At 72.8% G+C, this 16,655-nt stretch carries 9 protein-coding genes; 6 read left to right on the top strand and 3 right to left on the bottom strand.

Annotation, left to right across the window (positions count from 1 at the left end):
• Positions 1–217: 217 nt before the first annotated feature.
• Both OG485_RS21245 and OG485_RS21240 read left to right on the top strand, forming a co-directional pair.
• Positions 218–2,311 (top strand): asparagine synthase-related protein, encoded by a 2,094-nt coding sequence (locus OG485_RS21245; RefSeq protein WP_328669937.1) that lies wholly within the window; start codon positions 218–220, stop codon positions 2,309–2,311.
• Positions 2,312–2,785: 474 nt separating this feature from the next.
• Complete coding sequence (locus tag OG485_RS21240) at positions 2,786–6,277, top strand: BTAD domain-containing putative transcriptional regulator (protein WP_328669936.1); 3,492 nt, start codon at positions 2,786–2,788, stop codon at positions 6,275–6,277.
• A gap of 24 nt (positions 6,278–6,301) precedes the next feature.
• On the opposite strand, the gene OG485_RS21235 is transcribed toward OG485_RS21240, so the two are convergent.
• Together OG485_RS21235 and OG485_RS21230 are read right to left on the bottom strand one after the other, a co-directional pair.
• Complete coding sequence (locus OG485_RS21235; RefSeq protein WP_328669934.1) at positions 6,302–8,356, bottom strand: sigma-70 family RNA polymerase sigma factor; 2,055 nt, start codon at positions 8,354–8,356, stop codon at positions 6,302–6,304.
• Positions 8,357–8,781: 425 nt separating this feature from the next.
• A complete protein-coding gene (locus OG485_RS21230) occupies positions 8,782–9,561 on the bottom strand; it encodes a TetR/AcrR family transcriptional regulator (RefSeq protein ID WP_328669933.1) in 780 nt (259 codons plus the stop codon).
• A gap of 374 nt (positions 9,562–9,935) precedes the next feature.
• Between OG485_RS21230 and OG485_RS21225 the strand changes: the two genes are divergently transcribed.
• The 3 genes from OG485_RS21225 (at position 9,936) to OG485_RS21215 (ending at position 14,089) form a co-directional block, all read left to right on the top strand.
• On the top strand, positions 9,936–11,300 hold the full coding sequence (locus tag OG485_RS21225; RefSeq protein ID WP_328669931.1) for an NAD(P)/FAD-dependent oxidoreductase: 1,365 nt from the start codon (positions 9,936–9,938) through the stop codon (positions 11,298–11,300).
• Between the two features lie 130 nt (positions 11,301–11,430).
• Positions 11,431–13,122 (top strand): ATP-binding SpoIIE family protein phosphatase, encoded by a 1,692-nt coding sequence (locus OG485_RS21220; protein ID WP_328669929.1) that lies wholly within the window; start codon positions 11,431–11,433, stop codon positions 13,120–13,122.
• A 151-nt stretch (positions 13,123–13,273) separates the two neighbouring features.
• On the top strand, positions 13,274–14,089 hold the full coding sequence (locus tag OG485_RS21215) for a class I SAM-dependent methyltransferase (protein ID WP_328669927.1): 816 nt from the start codon (positions 13,274–13,276) through the stop codon (positions 14,087–14,089).
• Between the two features lie 89 nt (positions 14,090–14,178).
• Here the strand turns inward: OG485_RS21215 and OG485_RS21210 are convergent, their stop codons facing one another.
• Positions 14,179–15,453, bottom strand: a complete 1,275-nt coding sequence (locus OG485_RS21210; RefSeq protein WP_328669925.1) for an MFS transporter — start codon at positions 15,451–15,453, stop codon at positions 14,179–14,181.
• A gap of 183 nt (positions 15,454–15,636) precedes the next feature.
• Here OG485_RS21210 and OG485_RS21205 point away from each other — a divergent pair, with 183 nt between their 5' ends.
• Positions 15,637–16,185, top strand: a complete 549-nt coding sequence (locus OG485_RS21205; RefSeq protein ID WP_328669924.1) for a MarR family winged helix-turn-helix transcriptional regulator — start codon at positions 15,637–15,639, stop codon at positions 16,183–16,185.
• Positions 16,186–16,655: the final 470 nt, after the last annotated feature.

The following is a 16,655-nucleotide window of genomic DNA, read 5'->3' as shown; positions in this document are numbered from 1 at the left end:
CCGCGGTGCGGGGTGGCGACTGCCGATGACCTCAACAGGCTTTGTGTAAAGGGTATTTGCCGGTAGCGCGCCCCTGCGTGACGGCGCGGACGTTCGGGTGGGGGCGCACTTCGGGGAGTGCAAGCCGCCGCAGGGGCCCTCCCGTACGCCTCCTTCGTGGCAGCATGGTGCCGAGTTCGTACGGTGCACTGGTTGTCCACAGCCTGTGGAGGCGGCGATGCGATGGTTGGTGGGGTGGAGCAGCACCGTCGCCAGAGCGTCCGCGATCGGCTCGGCGGGCGCCACGGGCAACGACGGCGAGACCGTGCACCCCGTCGGTTCCCAGCTCCTCTGGGGCGACCCGGATCCGCTGTGGGCCGTCGGCGACTGGCGCCCCGACGAGGTGCGCGTCGTCAAGGCCGACGCGGCGAACCGCATCGCCGTCCTCGGCACCTGCGGGGCGACCGACGACGAGCTGCGGGTCGGACTGTTCGCCGCGCGCGGCGGAGCACTGCGCCACCTCACCAACTGGTCCGGCAGCTACACCGCAGTCGTCCAGGTCGGCCGCCGCGTGACCGTCTGCGGCGACCTCGCCGGCGCCCGGCCCGTGTTCTACACCCCGTGGGCCGGCGGCACGGCCTACGCCACCGCCGCGCTGCCGCTCGCCGACCTCATCGAGGCCAACCTCGACTTCGGACACCTGGCCGCGATGCTCGCCGCCCCCGACGTACCGGCCGCGGTGCACGACTCCACCCCGTACGAAGGCGTGCGCCGCATCCCGCCGGGGCACACACTCATCCTGCGGGCCGGAGCACGCGAGATCGCCGGGTACGAACCCGTCGCCTCCCTCGCCGTCGCCGCGCCCATCGCCGATCCCGCGATCGCCGTGGACGCCGTACGGGACGCCCTCGTGGAAGCCGTCCGCGCCCGCCTCTCCGCTCCCCGCCATGTGCCCGGCGCCGACGTGGACCCCGGGCCCGTGCCCGGCATGGGGCCCGCCGAACGGCGCGCCGCGCGCGGGACACCCGTACCGGGCATCGGGGCCGACCTCTCCGGAGGGCCCGCCTCGGGAACCCTCGCGCTGCTCGCCGCCGGCCTTCCCGGGGCGCCCGGCACGGTCCTCGGACACGGCACCGGTGCCGGGGAACGGCTCCTCGCCGTCACCTTCAACGACCTCGCCGTACGGGGGCGCGAGGCCGAGCTGGAGCGGGCCGGGACGCTGGCCGCGAACCCCAGGCTGCACCACGTGGTCGTCGCCGGGGGCGAGGAGACGCTCCCCTACGCGGACCTGGAGGGCCCGCTGACCGACGAGCCGGGACCCTCCCTGGTGACCGCGGCACGCCACCGCGCGCGGCTCGCCTCCGGCAGCGCGGACCACTTCACCGGCTACGGCGCGCGGCAGGTGCTCGACGCGCATCCGGCCCGGCTCGCCGACCTGCTCATGGACCGCAAACGACGCCATCTGGTGCGACCCGTCGCCGCGCTGACGAAGGCCGACGGTTCGGTGATGGTCCCCGCGCGCGTGTACGGCGCGGCGCGCAAGCTCGCCCGCACCCCGTACCGCACCGGGGTCGACGTCCTCGCCGAGCAGTTGCTGCACCGGCGGTTCGAGGAACCCGGAGGCGCGGTGGGCGCGTCGCTCGCCGCGCTCAGCTGGGCGAGACCCGGGCCGGCGGCGCGCTGGCTGACCGGGGAGGCACTGGCTGAAGTATCGGTTCGCCTCCAAGCCGGCGGGGGGCGGCCGAACGTCGGTCCCGGACAGCGGCCGGGGGATTTCCGCGCCCGGGCCGCGCTGGCCCGCCACGCGGCCGACGTCCGCGTATTGGAGCAGGCCGCCGAGATCCGCTTCCAGCGGCTGCACACGCCGTTCCTGGACAACCAGGTCGTCCGGGCGTGCCGTGAACTGCCGGAGGCGCTGCGGGTGCAGCCGGGAGCGCGGGCGGCGATCCTGCGTACGGTGCTGGAGGGGGCCGGCGTGGCCGATCTGCCCCCCGGGTGGGGTGCTCCGTCTCACGCGTCCTCCACGGCGGCGGCCCGTACGGGGGTGCGGGTGGCGGCGGATTCCCTGGTCTCCCTGTTCGACACGCCGTTGCTCGCGCAGGCCGGGCTGGTCGAGGCCCGCGTCGTCCGCAAGGCGCTGCGCTCGGCCGCGGAGGGGGCGCCGCTGCCCCTCGACGGGCTGGCCGACCTCGTCTCGCTCGAACTGTGGCTGCGGCGGTTGCTGGCCCGGCGCGGAACGTGCTGGACGGGGACGCCGGCGCGCCAGCGTGCCGTTCCCGCGGGGATCGTTCCGCAGGGGCGGGCGCTGGGGGCGGGGGCGCGGCGCGGCTGAACCTGCCGGTGCCGGTGCCGGTGCCGGTGCCGGTGCGGGTGCCGGTGCCGGTTCCGGTGCGTTGTGGGTCGGGGCCGTGCCGGTACATCCGCCCGTCGCCGTTGGATCAGACGTGAGTTCCCTGGGGAGCCGCTGCTCGATCCGGGCGTAAGCGACGGGCATGTGATGTACCGGCACGGCCCCTTCCGCCGAATTCCGGCTGCGGGTGCGTCGTGCTTCCGGCCATTCACTGCGGGTGCGGGTGCGAGATCCAGTCCGTCCGGGCCGCTTTTTTTGGCTGCGGGGGCAACTTTCAGCCTCTCCGGCGTTTGAGGAGCGGGGTCCGGGGCGGAGCCCCGGGTACGGGTTGGGTAGGGGCGGAGGGGGCGAAAGAAGGTTTTCGTCGTGCCGGGGACCTGGTGAGTGAGGGGTAATGGGGGCGGCTCGTCGGGGTCAGGCGGTGACCCCGGGCGGGCGGGCGGTGAGAATGGGGGCGTGCGGTACAGGATTCTGGGGGTTGCCCAGGCGGAGGACGACCGGGGGACCCTCGTCGCGGTGGGCGGCCCCCGGGTACGCGCGCTCCTCACAGCCCTGGCCTGCCACCCCGCCCGAACGCTCTCCCCGGACACCCTCATCGACGAGGTATGGGCGGACGACCCGCCCCAGGACGCCCCCGCGGCCCTCCAGGCACTGGTGGGCCGCCTCCGCCGCGCCATCGGAAAGGACGCGGTCACCTCCGAGACCGGCGGCTACCGCCTCCGCGCCGCCCGCGACGACGTGGACCTGTTCGTGTTCGAGCGGCTCGTCACGGAGGGCAGGACCGCGCTCGACACGGGCGACGCCCGTACCGCCGCCGCCCGGCTGGGCGAAGCCCTCGCCCTGTGGCGCGGCCCCGCCCTCGCGGACCTCCCCGACCGCACCGCGGCGACCCGCCCGGAGGCCCTGCGCCTGGAGGCGACGCGCAGCCGCGTCGAGGCGGACCTGAGGCTCGGCCGCGCCGCCGACGTCGTACCGGAGCTGAAGGGGCTGACGACGGCTCACCCGTACGACGAGGCGCTGCACGTCCTGCTCATCCGCGCCCTGCGCGAGACCGGCCGGGGTGCCGACGCGCTGGCCGCGTACGAGGACGTGCGCCGAGCGCTGATGGACGGTCTCGGCGCCGACCCCGGGCCGGAGCTCCGGGACCTGCACGCCGCACTGCTCGACCCGCGGGACGCCCGCGGAGCGCGGGAACCCGGATCCGCGGCGGGTGGTGCCGCACCGGACGCCGGACCGCGCTCCGGGGACCCCTCCCGTGCCCAGCGGACCGGGAACATACGTCCTCGTCTGAACTCGTTCGTCGGGCGGGAACGCGAGGTCGGGGCCATCCGTTCGGATGTGCGGAGGGCACGACTGGTCACGCTGACCGGACCGGGCGGTTCGGGCAAGACCCGCCTCGCCGAGGAGGCCGCCGCCGGGCTCCCGCAGGCGTGGCTGGCCGAACTGGCCCCGCTCGACCGGCCCGAGGCGGTCCCGGGTGCCGTGGTCAGCGCCCTCGGTCTGCGCGAGACAGCACTGATCACCAGCGAGATGGCGGTCGCGCAGGACGACCCGGTCGCCCTGCTCGTCGAGTACTGCGCCCGGCGCAGCCAGCTCCTGATCCTCGACAACTGCGAGCACGTGATCGACGCGGCGGCCGAGCTCGCCGAGACACTGCTGACCCGCTGCCCGGGGCTCACGATCCTCGCCACCAGCCGCGAACCCCTGGGAGTTCCCGGTGAGTTGGTGCGCCCGGTCGAGCCGCTCCCGCCCGATCCCGCGCGCCGCCTCTTCATGGAGCGGGCCTCCGTGGTGCGCCCCGAAGCGGCCACCGCCCTCCACGACTCCGCCGCCGTGGACGAGATCTGCCGGCGGCTCGACGGCCTGCCCCTGGCCATCGAACTGGCCGCGGCCCGTCTGCGGCTGCTCACCCCGCGGCAGATCGCCGACCGGCTCGACGACCGCTTCCGGCTGCTCACCTCCGGCAGCCGTACGGTGCTGCCCCGCCAGCAGACCCTGCGCGCCGTCGTCGACTGGTCCTGGGATCTGCTCGACGAACGGGAGCGGACCGTGCTGCGCGAGGCCTCCGTGTTCGCGGGCGGCTGGGACCTGGCCGCCGCGGAAGCCGTCTGCACCGGCCCCGCCGCCGACCTCATCGGGGCGCTCGTCGACAAGTCCCTCCTCGTCGCCACCCCGGACCCCACGGGCGGCGACGGCCATCCGTACGGACCGGGTGACCACGGCGGACCCGGCGGACAGGGCTACGGGCCCCGGGACGCCGGGGGCGATGCGGGTGGCGGGATGCGCTACCGCATGCTGGAGACCATCCACGAGTACGCCACCGAGCGCGCCGCCGAGGTTCCCGAGCTGCGTGCCGCCGCCGAGCGGCGCCACCGTGCGTGGGCGCGCGCCCTGGCCGCGGAGGCCGAGCCCCAGCTGCGCTCGGCCGGCCAACTCCCCTGGATCCGGCGTCTGGAGACCGAGCTCGACAACATCCGGGCCGCTCTCCAGCGCGCGCTCGCCGCCCATGACGAGGAAGAGGCGGGCGCTCTCGTCCTCGACATGGGCTGGTTCTGGTGGCTGCGCAACTTCCGGTACGAGGGCATCACGTGGACGGAACTCGTCCTGAAACTGGGCGCGTTGCTCGACATGCCGGCCGGTGACCGTCCGGCGGCGGCCGTCGGTGCCGTGTGCGCCGCCGGTGACGGCCTCCTCTCCGAGCTCGAGGACGTCGATCCGGTGGACGCCTTTCTCGACCATCCGGAGCGTGACGGGCGCCACCCGCTGCACGCCATGCGGATGCGGGTGCGCATGCTCCACCTGTTCATGAAGGTGGACGTCGTCCCGCTGGACGACTGGGGCGACAAGCGGCTGCGGGAGTACGTGGGGCGGGTGCGGGGCGCCTTCGAGCGGGGCGGCCCGGACGCGGCGCGCATGCCGGGGATCGTCTGGCCGATGGCCGCGCACTTCCTGGACGATCCGGACGACGTGGGGCCCGCGATGAACTCGGCGGTCGCCAACTGCCGTGAGTTCGGCGGTGAATGGGAGATCGGCGTCGCCCTGATGTTCCGTACGCACATGGTCGTCGACGCTCCGGGCGGCATGCCGGGAGTGGACGAGGACCTGGTGGAACTGCGCGGACTCAGCCGACGGGTCGGGGACCGCTGGATGCGCGCCCAGGTGTGCAGCGCGGCCGGTGAGGCGGCCATGGCGCGCAGCCGGTTCGACGAGGCGAAGGGCGAGTACGCGGAGGCGCTGCGGCTCGCCTACGAGGTGGGGGCGTACGCGGAGGTGCCGTTCCTCATGGCACGGCTGGCCGAGATCGCCCTCCGCGCCGGCGAGCGTTCGCTGGCCCTGGCGACGCTGGACGAGGCGAGCGTCGCCGCCGACCAGTACGGGGTGACGGACTCCCGGGCGTTCGTCCATCTGCTGCGCGCCCAGGTGGTCCTGGACGACGGGGAGGTCGCCCTCGCACGCGAACTGTGCGAGAAGTCCCGAGAGGAGAGCCTCCGGGGCACCCCGCCGCCCCAGTTCTCGGCGGGTCTGAACTGGATGGACGCCCTGGTCACGGCCGCCGAGTCCGGCCCTGTTCCGGGACTGCGGAAGCTGAGCGCCGCACTGCGGCAAGCGATGGACGCGCGGTGCGCCGACGTGGTGGCCTCGGGCTTCGTCGAGAGCGCCGCGCGTCTGCTCACCGAGCTGGGGGAACACCCGGTGGCGGCGCGGCTGCTGGCCGCGGGCACCGGTTGGCGCGGCGGGGATCTGCCGCCCGCCCGTGAGAGCGCCGACGTGCGGCGCACCGCAGCCGCGGCTCTCGCCGCACTCGGCCCGGAGCACTACGAGTCCGAGCGCGTCCGAGGCTCCGGCTACACCCAGGAAGAAGCCCTCGGCGACCTGGTCGAAGCGCTTGAGGCGTACCCCGGTGCGTACCCCGGGGTGCATCCAGGGGAGGCGTACTCCGCGGACTAGGTCGGACTAGGTCGGACTAGGTGTTCACCGGCACAGGAACTTCGATTCCGCCCAGTCGCCCAGTGATGTCGAGTCGAACGGGCCCCGGGGTTCGACGACGAGCCGGACCGTCCGGTGTCCGGTGAGGTTCACATGGACCGGGACCGCCGGGTCGCCGCCCTCGATCAGCGGTGACCGCCACAGCCGCGACCCGTCCGCGTAGACGGAGAAGCGCAGACTGCCCAGGCCCGGCATCAGATCGTCCACACCGGCCATGGCGTCGTACGAGCCGCAGTCGCGGTTCAGGTCGATCGTGACCGAGGAGCGGCCGTGGACGGTCACACCGTGCGCGTACCGGGTGTTCGCGATGCTCATCGAGTGGCGCTGCCACACCCAGTTGCTCGCACCGATCCGCATCTCCGGCCCGGTGTGGTCGCCGATGACGTCGTAGTCCAGGTCGCTCCACCGGTAGACGGTGGAGGCGGGCGGGGGAGGCGTCGGCGTGGGCTCCGGGGCGGGTTCCGGCGGGGGTGGCGTCGGCAGCGGGGCCGGAGTGGGGGCCGGGGCCGGCGAGGGGAGCGGACTCGGGGTCGCCTTCGGCGCCGGCTTCGGGGCGGGCTTCGGCTCCGGCGAGGGGGGCGGGGCGGGGGCCGGCCCGCGTACCACCGGCGCAGGCTTCGGCGCGGGGGACTTCCTGGGCGGTGCCGACGACGGGACCGGCGCCTCGACGGCGGGAGAGGCGGCCGGTTCCGCCTCGGGCCGCCGGGCGGGGCTGCCGTTGCCGACCAGGGACAGCGCCACCGCCGCCGCGGCCGCCGCGACGACACCCGCGGCGATACCGGCCTTGACCGACGCGCCCAGCCCCTCGGAGACCGCGGCGCCGCCCCCGGCGCCTCCCGAGCCGCCGCCCGCCACGGCTGCCGCGCCCGCGGCTCCGGCCGCACCCGCACCGGCGCCACCGGCGATGAGCGCCACGGCCTTCGCGTACCCGGCGGCACCGAACCAGCCGATGACCGCGACCGGCACGACCGCGGGGATCCCGCCGGCCACTTCCTTGATCTGGCCCGCGGCCAGCCGGCACCTGACGCACTCCTCCAGGTGCTTGCGCAGGCCCCGTTCGGCACGGGTGCGCAGGCCCCCGCGGGCATAGGCGCCGAGCCGGTCGGCGTAGCGCGCGCACTCCTCGTCCATGGTGAGCGTGGTGCTCACGTGCGCCTGGAGGTAGGCCTGCCGGAGTCCCTCGCGGGCGCGGCTGGCGAGCACACGGGTGCCGTTCGCGTCGAGACCGAAGAGCGTGGCGACCTCGCTCGGGGACTCGTCCTCGACCTCGGTGTGCCACAGCACGGCCTGCCAGCGCTCCGGCAGCGAGCGGAAGGCCCGCATGGCCATGGACTGTTCGGCCTCGTGCATCGCGCGTACGTCCGCGCCGAGGTCGAGCGTGTCGTCGTTGGAGACCTCGGATCCGCGGGCGGCCTGCGCGGCGAACACGGCGAAATCGTCGACCAGTTGCTCGCGTCTGGCCGTCTTCGTCCAGTTCGCGGCGACCCGGCGGACGGTGGTCAGGAGATACGGGCGCACGGCGTGCTCGGGGCCGCTGCCGCCGCGTACGGCCTGGAGCATGCGGGCGAACACCTCGGCCGTGAGGTCGTCGGCGGTGTGCGTGTCGCGACAGCAGGTGCGGGCGTAGCGACGGACGGCTTCGGCGTGCCGGCGGTACAGCTCCTCGTACGCCGTGTCGTCGCCGCCGCGCATCCGCTCGATCAGACCGGCGTCCGGGGGCGGCGCGTCCACCGGGGTCCCGGGTTCGCGCAGGGGCGGCAGAACGCCGTCGTCGCGCGCGTCCCAGCGGTCGCGCTGCGAAGGCATGCCGAGGTCGGCCGTTCCGGTGTCCGGGCCGGCATGGTGCCGGCCGTCGCTGTCCAGGCTTCGGCCGTCCGAGTCGTCGCCTTCCTGGCTTCCGCGGTCCGAGTTGCCGCTGTCCCGGTTCCCGCTGTGCGGGCCGCCCTGGCTCGGTACCCGCCGTGACGGTGAGCCGCCGGTTTCCGTGCCGCCGTCGGCGCCACCGTCACCGAGTGACTCGTCCCGCCCGTCAACGCTCATCGCGGAAAGCCCCCGCCTGCACACTCTCGGACCGAATACCGGGCCAGAGTGCCACAGGCTCCCCGTGCGGAACGTGCTCGTACGGCCCAACCACTCGTCCGGGGGGACTTGTCGCTCTGGAGTACTAACTGTCACCCGTTCGGGGAATGTTCAACAGCCGTCATGCGCGCGGAAGCGGTCGTTCCGGACCGGCAGTGCGGCCGGGAGGCGCGGCGGGGAAGCGCGATGCTCCCGGGGCGAGTGACGTCACTCGCCCCGGGAGCATCGGGGTGTCCAGGCGCGACCGTGTGCTCGGCGCCCGCCGCGTACGACGGCGCCCGCGCACGCGCTTGCCTTCGTGCCCCGCGGTGTCCACGTGCTTCGGTGTGCTCCGGTACGCCTCCGCGTCCGGAACCCGCCCACACCGCGGGTGCCTTCGGTCCTGCTCACGCGGGACGCGAGCGCAGGCCCTCCAGCAGGATGTCCAGGAGCCGGGTCGAGGCCGCCGCCTGCTGGGCCGCGTCCGGCAGCGAGGGTGCCGCCGTCGCGATGACCAGCAGGACGTCCGCCACGGTGACGTCGGCGCGCAACTCGCCCGCCGCACGCGCCCGGTCGACGAGCCGCCCGACCACCTCGAGGAGCGCCGCCGCCCCGGCGTCGTCCACCGCGGCGATCACCTGCTCGTCCTCGGGGGCGGTCCGCTGCTCGACGAGCCGCAACTCGGGCGCGGGCTGCGACCGCTGCTGCGGCACCCGTGCCTCGTCGTGCTCGGGACCGTCCTCGGCCACGCCGACCCGCAGCACCTGCGGCGGCAGCAGCCGTCCGGCGCCCGAGGCCACCGACGTCCGCAGGAAGCGCGAGAGCGCCGACCACGGCTCGTCCTCCTGGCCGAGCGCGGAACGGGCCTGGTCCGTCAGCCGGGAGGTCTCCTCCTCGGCTATCCGGCGCACCAGGACGTCCTTGCTCGGGAAGCGCCGGTACACCGTGCCGACACCGACCCTCGCCCGTCGGGCGACATCCTCCATCGGCGCGCCGTACCCCAGCTCGCCGAAGACCTCGCGCGCCGCCCGCAGTACATGTTCCAGATTGCGCTGTGCGTCCACCCGCAGCGGCGTCGTGCGCGGTCCGTCCGTCGGACCGCGGCCGTTGCCGCTCGTCGTCGCGCCCATCGCACCACCAGGTGCGATGGCTGACGCGGAAGACCAATGAGAGTCCTGAATATGCATAAGCGTTCCCCCGGTAATGACGTCTCCCCCCGGAGACTCTCCCCGCCATCGACAGACCGGAGCGTGTGGAACAAGCCGGTGCGCGAGTCCGTCGTGCGGAATCGCCGAGCGCATCCCCCTACACTCCGTCGACACACGAACATAGTTGAGAGGGGGTCAATTCAGAAGGGGCAGGTTCCGCACGGAGCGCCCCCCGATCGGAGTACGGACCCCGTACGTCCCGATTACACCCCGTCCGAATACCCCCCTCACCCACCTTGAGCTGCGGGTTTTCCCTAGACTCCGACAAATCGGCCAACTCCGCACGTTGTCGGCGACCGGTCACACAAATTGTCGGGGCTGTGGACAAACTCCGAAGAGGGGTGCGTCATGGGATGGTGAAGGAACGTGCGCGCATTCTCATCGTCGGCGGCGGCTACGTCGGGATGTACACCGCCCTGCGCCTCCAGCGGCAGCTCAAGCCCGAACTGAAGCGGGGCGAGGTCGAGATCACGGTCGTGTCGCCCGACCCGTACATGACCTATCAGCCGTTCCTTCCCGAAGCCGCCGCGGGTTCCATCTCGCCGCGTCACGTGGTCGTTCCGCTGCGCCGGGTCCTTCACCGGTGCCGGATCGTCATCGGTGAGGTCCGGTCGGTCGACCACGCCAAACGCACCGTCACGCTCACCACGCTCGCCACCGAGGAGGAGGGCGCGGGCGCCGAGCAGATCGCGTACGACGAACTCGTGCTCGCCCCGGGCTCGGTCTCGCGCACCCTGCCGATCCCCGGACTCGCCGACTACGCCATCGGCTTCAAGACGGTCGAAGAGGCCATCGGCCTGCGTAACCACGTCATCGAACAGATGGACATCGCCTCCTCCACCCGCGACCCCGCGATCCGCGACGCGGCCCTGACCTTCGTCTTCGTAGGGGGCGGTTACGCCGGAGTCGAGGCGCTCGGCGAACTGGAGGACATGGCCCGCTACACCGCGCGGTACTACCACAACCTCAAGCCCGAGGACATGAAGTGGATCCTCGTCGAGGCCTCCGACCGCATCCTGCCCGAGGTCGGCGAGGAGATGGGCAGGTACACGGTCAGCCAGCTGCGGCGGCGCAACATCGAGGTACGCCTGGAGACCCGCCTCAACAGCTGTGCGGACCGGGTCGCCGTCCTCAGTGACGGCGCGCGCTTCCCGACGCGCACCGTCGTGTGGACGGCCGGCGTGAAACCGCACCCCGTCCTCGCCGCGACCGACCTCCCCCTGAACGAGCGCGGCCGGCTCAGGTGCACCCCCCAGCTCACCGTCGACGGCGCCTCGCACGCCTGGGCCGCCGGAGACGCCGCCGCCGTCCCCGACGTGACCGCCGAGCCCGGCAAGGAGACCGCGCCCAACGCCCAGCACGCCGTGCGCCAGGCGAAGGTCCTCGGCGACAACCTCGCGCACACCCTGCGCGGCGAACCCCTGGAGACGTACTCCCACAAGTACGTCGGCTCGGTCGCGTCCCTCGGACTGCACAAGGGGGTCGCGTACGTCTACGGGCGCAAGCTGAGGGGCTATCCTGCCTGGTTCATGCACCGCGTCTACCACCTCAGCAGGGTGCCCACCTTCAACCGCAAGGCCCGTGTACTCGCCGAATGGACCCTGGCGGGTCTTTTCAAGCGGGAGATCGTGTCCCTCGGTTCGCTCGAACACCCCCGTGCGGAGTTCGAACTGGCGGCCGGGGGAAAGCCTCCGACCGACCCGAAGGGGTCGTCCTGACCGGACCGAGGAACTCCACCGGCGGGGACGGCGTCTGACGGATGGAGACCCGGTCGGTCAGACTGCCAGACAGGTCCACGACTTTGGGCGGGTGAACCGCTCGCCCTTCTAACACGAGGCTTTCCCCACTGTGAACTTCACGCGCTGGAGCGCCCGGCTCCCCGGAACGCAGCGCCGCGCCGCAGCGCGGACCGAGCACACGGCCGCGCACACGACTGCGCATACGACTGCGCATACGGCCGCCCCGGACCGGTGCGGGGAAGGCTCCGTGCCGGCGGCCCGCGTCGAGCAGCTGACCGATGACGCCCCTCCCGGGCTCGCCGTCGACGAACTCCCGGTGCGCGCGGTCCTCGACCGTGTTCCCGCCCTCGTCGCCCTCGTGCACGGCCCCGAACACCGCGTCTCGTACGTCAACGACGCCTACACGGCGGCCTTCGGCACCCGCCCCGCCGGCGCACCCGCGCGCGAGGCCCTGCCCGAGCTGGACGAACTCGGGCTGCTGCCACTCCTGGACCAGGTCCTGCGCAGCGCCAAACCCCGTACGGTCAAGTCCCGCAAGGTGTCGACCGGCCGCTCCTACACGTTCACCTGCACCCCCGTCGACACCTCCCCGGAGGCCGACGGCCGCGGCGTCCTCGTCTTCGCCACCGACGTCACCGATCACGCCGAGGCGGCCGAGCGGCTGCGCGCCAGCGAGCGCCGTCAGCGCGAGACCGCCGTCACCCTCCAGCGTTCCCTGCTCCCGCAGGAACTGGAGGAGCCCGACGACCTGCGCATCGCCGCCACCTACCTGCCCGGCGGCACGGAGGCGGCGGTCGGCGGGGACTGGTACGACGTCATCACCCTCGGCGGCGGGCGCACCGCGCTCGTCATCGGCGACGTCATGGGCCGCGGTGTCCGCGCGGCCGCCGTCATGGGCCAGCTCCGCACGGCCGTGCGCGCGTACGCCCGTCTCGACCTGCCGCCGCACGAGGTCCTGCAACTCCTCGACGGCCTCGCCACCGAGATCGACGCCAACCAGATCGCCACCTGCGTGTACGCCATCCACGACCCGAACGAGGGCCGCCTGGTGTACGCCTCCGCCGGCCACCTGCCCATCCTGGTCCGCGACGAGAACGGCACCATCCACCGCGCCGACGAGCCGACCGGACCGCCGCTCGGCACCGGCGGCTGGCTGCACGCCTCGGGCTCGGTGCCCCTGGGCCCCGGCTCGACCGCCGTCCTGTACACGGACGGCCTGGTCGAGCGCCGCGACGAGGACCTCGACGAGGGCATCGCCTCCCTGGAACGCGCCCTGGCCGGTGCCACCGGCAGCCCCCAGGTGGTCTGCGACCGCCTGGTCCGCGCGGCCGGCGTCACCGCCGACCACGACGACGACGTCGCCGTCATGGTCATCCAGCACCCTTCCCGTACGGGCTCCGACGGCGAGCTCTTCCGCAACGCCGCCCTGGAACTGCTCGGCGGCATGGAAGCGGCCCCACGCGCGCGTGCCTTCGCCTCCGGCGTGCTGGCCAGCTGGCGCTTCCCCGGCGATCTGCACGACCTCGGCGTCCTGGCCGCCAGCGAACTCGTCGCCAACTCGCTCCAGCACGGCACCCCGCCGATGCGGCTGCGGCTGCGCCGTACCGACCGTCGCCTGATCATCGAGGTCACCGACGGAGACGACCACCTCCCGCGCCGCCGCCGCGCGGAGCCCGGCGACGAAGCGGGCCGCGGCATCGCGATCGTGGCCACGATCGCCTCGAACTGGGGCTCCCGCCGCACACCGGGCGGCGGCAAGGCGGTGTGGTGCGAGTTCGCACTCCCGCGCGCCGCAAAGTGAAACCGCGCGCCGGAAACTGAAATCGCGCCCGGGAGCTGAAACAGCCCGCCGGGCCGGCCCCGTGCGTCCTCCCGGACACCCAGGGGCGGCCACCCGGACACGTTCCGCGCGTCCCCTGGCCGAGAGGGACGCCCGGTGCTAAGAGCTCCCCATGGCAGACGAATCGGGCTTTCAGCTCAGAGGAAGTGGCCCCGAGCGCTACGAGCGGTACGCGGCGCCGTTCATGGCGCCCTTCGTGGAAGCGATCCTGGACGCGGTCGACCTGTACCCCGGAGCCAAGGTGCTCGACCTCGCCTGCGGCACCGGCTTCGCGGCCCGCGCGGCGGCGGCCCGGGTCGGCCCCGCCGGCCGGGTCTCGGGGTCGGACATCAACACGGGCATGATCGGCGTGGCCGTGGAGCACGCGCCCCGCATGTACCCGGACATCGAGTTCACCGTCGCCCCCGCCGAAAGGCTCCCCTATGAGGACGCGGCCTTCGACGCGGTCGTGTGCCAGCAGGGCGTCCAGTTCTTCCCCGACCTGGACGCGGCCTTCGCGGAGACGGCCCGCGTGACGCGCCCCGACGGCCGCTTCGCCGCCACCGCGTGGGTCGCCAGAGAACTCATCCCGTACTTCGTCGCCCAGTACGAGGCGGTCGAGGAACACGGCGGCAAGGAACTCGCGGCGGACTACGAGGGCGCGTTCTCCGGCACCCCCGAACGGCTCTCCGCCGCCCTGCGAGGCGCCGGCTTCCACGACGTCGCCGTCCGCCAGGTCACCTTCGGCATCCCGTTCCCGCCCCTCGACGCGTACGCCCCCGGCCAGCTCTCGTCCACATCCTGGGGACAGGCGATCGTCGACACCGCGGGCGAGGACGCACTCCTGCGCGCGGGGCGGGCCGTCCACACCCGGCTCGCCGGCCACACCGCCCCCGACGGCACCGCCACCCTCCCCTTCACCGCCAACCTGCTGACCGGCATCCGCTGAGACCCGCCCCGCGCACACGAAACGGCCGCCATCACGTCCCTTCGTGATGGCGGCCGTCGTGGTCCGCGCCCGTCCCGCAGCCCCGGTGGTCAGGCGCTCGCGGGCACCGGCTCGGCCGGAACCCCGCCCTGCGCGACCACCCGGCTCCGCGCGAGCGACGGCTGATTCTGTACGGGCGTGAGCTGCCTCCCGAGCCGTACGGCCAGGAAGGTGATCCCGAGCGAGAAGAGCAGGAACGTCACGACGTACGGGCCGTGCAGCGAGGCCCCCATCGGGCCGCCCACCGCGGGGCCGATCGCCAGCGCGAGCTGCTTCACCAGGGCGAAGGCGGAGTTGTACTGACCCGCCATGCCCGCCGGCGCCAGATCGGCGACCAGCGGAGCGACCGTCGGCGACAGCATCGCCTCACCGAGCCCGAAGAGCGCGTACGTCGAGACGAAGGCCGCCGTCGCCATGGTCCGGCTGCCGTGCCCGAGGCCCGCGTATCCGGCCGCCAGCCAGGCGACGGCCCAGATGAGCCCGACCGCGGCGATCACCCGGGACCGCTTGCGGCGCTCGACGAACTTCAGCACCGCGAACTGCGCGACCACGATCATCGCCGTGTTCGCCGCCATCGCCGTACCGAGCGCGGACGTGGAGATCCCGGCCGCCTCCACGCCGTACGCCGAAAGCCCCGACTCGAACTGTCCGTAGCAGGCGAAGAACAGCACGAAGCCCAGCACGGACAGCTGCACCATGGCCCGGTTGCCGAGCAGCTGCTTCCAGCTGCCGCCCCTGGCCTGCGGCCTGTCCCCCTCGATGTGCGGCGCGTGCGGCATCCGCACGGTCGCCATCAGCACGACCAGCACCAGGAACATCGCCGCCTCGATCGCGAACAGCAGCGTGAACGAGCTTGCGCGGTCAGGATCGACGATGTGCCCGCCGATGAGACCGCCGACACCGAGGCCCAGGTTCTGCAGGAAGAACTGCTTCGCGAAGGCGCGCGACCGGGTGTCCGCCGTGGAACAGTCCACGATCATCGTCGCGAGCGACGGCTGCATCACGGCCTGCCCGGCACCGAGCGCCGCGGCCGACAGCACCACGGTCGTCGCGCCGTTCGCCAGTCCGAGGCTCAGCGCACCCAGGGCGGCGGTGACCAGGGCCACGAGGAGCACCGGCAGCGGACCGCGCCGGACGATCGCCCGCCCGGCGAACGGCAGCACGACGAGAGCGGCCACGGCGAAGACGGCGAGCACGACGCCCGCCGTCATGGAGCCGAGTCCCCGCACCTGCGCCACATAGACGTAGAGGAAGGGGACGGTAAAGCCGAGCCCGAACGCGCTGAGCGCGTTGCCCACGTGGATCCGGCGCATCGCTGCGCCCATCGCCCTGGTCACTTTCACCTGCCTTGGTCGTGAAGTCGTACCGGCCCCCTGCCGGGGCACCGTGTCGGTGACACGTTCCCTACGCATGGATGCAAGCCTGAAGACTTCAAAGCTAAAGTTTGAGCTTGAACTCTACACGTTGAAGGACTTCGACACCAAGCAGCATCGTGCGATACTCGGGCCATGGGTGACACCCCCGGCGTCAGCGAGCCGACACTCGAAGAACAGATCGCCGCCTACCAGCGCGAGTTCCAGGACCTCGACCCCCAGGTCGAGAAGATCGTCTCGGCGCTGTCCCGCCTCAACCGGCGGATGAACGTCGCCTACGGCCGCCAGACCGCAGCGCTCGGCATCAGCAACGCCGAGTGGGAGGTCCTGAAGGCGCTCGTCCTCGCCGGCGCCCCGTACCGCCTGGGCCCGAGCGAGCTCGCCAAGCGTCTCGGACTCACTCCGGCCGCCATGACCCACCGCATCGACCGCATGGTCGCGGAGGGGCTGGTCACCCGGGAGCGCGACGAGTCGAACCGTGTGCGGGTCATCGTCGAGCTGACCGACGAGGGCCGCGAGAAGTGGCTGGAGGCCATGCGCCTCGCCACGGTCTTCGAGGAGGACCTGCTCCAGGACCTCTCCACCCAGGACAGAGGCGTCCTGGGCGAGGTCCTGACGCGTCTGTTGCGACGGGTGGAGGACGCCCAGCCGGACGCGGGCGGCCGGCTCAGCGACCTCGATTAAAAGATCTTGACAGGGGAGGTTGACACCGTCCCGGCGGATCCGTAAAGTTCTTCGAGTTGTCACGGAGCCGGAACGGTTCCGCGACGGCGCCTCCGCCGCTGATGCGGCAATCAAACCACCAGCACGATCTCCCAGCCGGGGTGAATTCGGCGTGTCCGAATTCAATTCGATTGGGGCCCGGCGGCCCGATTAGGAACTGCCGGGAAGATCCGCTAAAGTTTGAGACGTCGGAACGGCCCAACGGCCGGGAAGACAAACCCCGCTGACTGGGAATCAGGCCCGAAAGGATCTGATAGAGTCGGAAACGCAAGACCGAAGGGAAGCGCCCGGAGGAAAGCCCGAGAGGGTGAGTACAAAGGAAGCGTCCGTTCCTTGAGAACTCAACAGCGTGCCAAAAATCAACGCCAGATTTGTTGATACCCCGTCTCCGGCCGTTCGGTCGGGACGAGGTTCCTTTGAAAAAGTCCTGC

It is taken from the genome of Streptomyces sp. NBC_00328 (assembly GCF_036139655.1).
In the GTDB taxonomy this organism is placed as follows: domain Bacteria; phylum Actinomycetota; class Actinomycetes; order Streptomycetales; family Streptomycetaceae; genus Streptomyces.
This window is presented reverse-complemented; position numbering and strand designations above follow the sequence as displayed.

Excerpts from the sequence above, each read along its gene's own strand:
- OG485_RS21245 (WP_328669937.1), top strand. The coding sequence starts at position 218 with ATGCGATGGTTGGTGGGGTGGAGCAGCACCGTCGCCAGAGCGTCCGCG.
- OG485_RS21235 (WP_328669934.1), bottom strand. The coding sequence starts at position 8,356 with ATGAGCGTTGACGGGCGGGACGAGTCACTCGGTGACGGTGGCGCCGAC.
- OG485_RS21230 (WP_328669933.1), bottom strand. The coding sequence starts at position 9,561 with ATGCATATTCAGGACTCTCATTGGTCTTCCGCGTCAGCCATCGCACCT.
- OG485_RS21225 (WP_328669931.1), top strand. The coding sequence starts at position 9,936 with ATGGTGAAGGAACGTGCGCGCATTCTCATCGTCGGCGGCGGCTACGTC.
- OG485_RS21215 (WP_328669927.1), top strand. The coding sequence starts at position 13,274 with ATGGCAGACGAATCGGGCTTTCAGCTCAGAGGAAGTGGCCCCGAGCGC.
- OG485_RS21210 (WP_328669925.1), bottom strand. The coding sequence starts at position 15,453 with ATGGGCGCAGCGATGCGCCGGATCCACGTGGGCAACGCGCTCAGCGCG.
- OG485_RS21205 (WP_328669924.1), top strand. The coding sequence starts at position 15,637 with ATGGGTGACACCCCCGGCGTCAGCGAGCCGACACTCGAAGAACAGATC.